This window comes from Gordonia amarae NBRC 15530 (assembly GCF_000241345.1).
GTDB lineage: Bacteria > Actinomycetota > Actinomycetes > Mycobacteriales > Mycobacteriaceae > Gordonia > Gordonia amarae.
In genome coordinates, this window is record NZ_BAED01000036.1 from 1 (window position 1) to 1,933 (window position 1,933).

General features: G+C 67.1%; 1 protein-coding gene. It reads right to left on the reverse strand.

What is annotated here, in order from left to right:
* A partial coding sequence (locus GOAMR_RS10215; RefSeq protein ID WP_005186673.1) for a condensation domain-containing protein occupies nt 1-1,933 on the reverse strand: 1,933 nt, incomplete at both ends.

The window sequence follows — 1,933 nt, forward strand, 5'->3', positions numbered from 1 at the left end:
TCGGTACCGTCGATCGGCAGTTCGTCCAGGCCCCACCACAGGCGGTTGAGTACCGCTTCGTGCGGCAGCGTCACACCCTTCGGGCGGCCGGTGGAACCCGAGGTGAACAGGGTGTAGATGGCGTTGTCCGGTGACACCGGGGCGAGGCGATCAGCGTCGGTGACCGGTGGTGTGGCCAGGTCGATGTCGCCGTCGCAGGAGACGACGAGGGTGCGGACATTCCTGGCTTGCGTGGTTTCGAGGCTCGTCGCTAGCGCTCCTCGCACCTCAACCGGCGAATCGGTGACGACCACCTCGTCGGTTCCTCGCACCTCAACCGGCGAATCGGTGACGACCACCTCGTCGGTTCCTCGCACCTCAACCGGCGAATCGGTCACGACCACCTCGTCGGTTCCTCGCACCTCAACCGGCGAATCGGTCACGACCACCTCGCCGGTTGAGGTGCGAGGTACGAGCCTCGAAACCACGTGAGCGGACGCGTCGGTGACCAGGACCAGATCCACACCGGCGGTGTCGACCATGTACTGCACACGGTCGGCGGGGGTGTCGGTGCCGAACGGCACATACTGGCCGCCCGCGGCCACGATGGCGTGGATGGCAACGACCATCTCCACGCCGCGGTCGATGCATACGCCGACTGCGACGTCAGGTCCGACGCCGAACGAGATCAACTCACGCGCAAGGGTATTGACGCGGGCACCAAACTCGGCGTAAGAGACACCACGCCCCTCGAACCACAGCGCCGTCGCCTCGGGTGACGACGTCACCTGCGCGGCAACCACATCCGTGACCAGCAGTGGCGACACCTCGACATCGGCGCCCGCCGAACGGCCGAGCACCTGCGTCGTCTCGTCGGCGCCGAGTAGTTGCGCATCACCCACGGCGGCATCGGGATCGGCGGTCAGCGCCGCGATGAGTCGGACGAAACGATCCGACATGCCGGCGATCGTCGAGTCGTCGAACAGGTCGGTGGCATAGCGCAGGATTCCCGTCCACGGATGAACGGCGTCGCCGGTGGACACCATCACCGCGAGGTCCACCTGGGCCGGCACCTGCTCGACAGCGACCGGCGCCATCCGCAAGTCGCCGATGTCGATACCGGCATCGGCAACCGAAGCCGCCGGGTCGAACGACAAGATCACCTGTGCGAATGGGGCAAACGCTTCCGAACGCACCGGATCGAGTGCCTCGACGACGGATTCGAACGGCACGTCGGCGTGCGAGAACGCCTCGAGGTCAGTGGCCCGGACCCGGTCGAGCAGTGCCGCGAAGGAGTCTGCTCCCGATACGCGCGCCCGCAGGACGAGCGTGTTGACGAACATACCGACGAGCGGATCGAGCACCGCCTGACCGCGGCCGGCGGTCGGTGTCGCCACCGCGATGTCGTCCGATGCGCTCAACCTCGCCAGCAGCACCGACAGCGCGGCATGGACCACCATGAACTCGGTGGTGCCGTATCGGTGTGCGGTGGCGGTGATCGCGTCGGACACCTCGCGCGGGAACTCGAAGCCGTGGTCGGCGCCCCGGTATGACGCCACCAGCGGGCGCTGCCGGTCGGCGGGGAGCTCAAGCACGTCCGGCAGACCGGCGAGCTGCTCGCGCCAGTAGCCGAGTTGACGGCCGATGACCGATTGGGTGTCCTCGGCGGAGCCGAGGACCTCATGCTGCCAGATGGCGTAGTCGGCGAACTGCACCGGCAACGGCGTCCATGCCGGTGACTCACCTTGTGTGCGTGCTGTGTACGCGGTGACGATGTCAGTGACGAGCGGGAGCATGGACTCGCCGTCGAGACCGATGTGGTGCGCCACCACCGCCAGGAGATACTCCTGGTCGGCCGAATCGGCCTGTGCCAACCTGACCCGAATCGGCCACTGCGTCGTGACGTCGAAGCCGGTTGTAGCGGCGGCGATGACTCCGTCCAGCGAATCGGCGA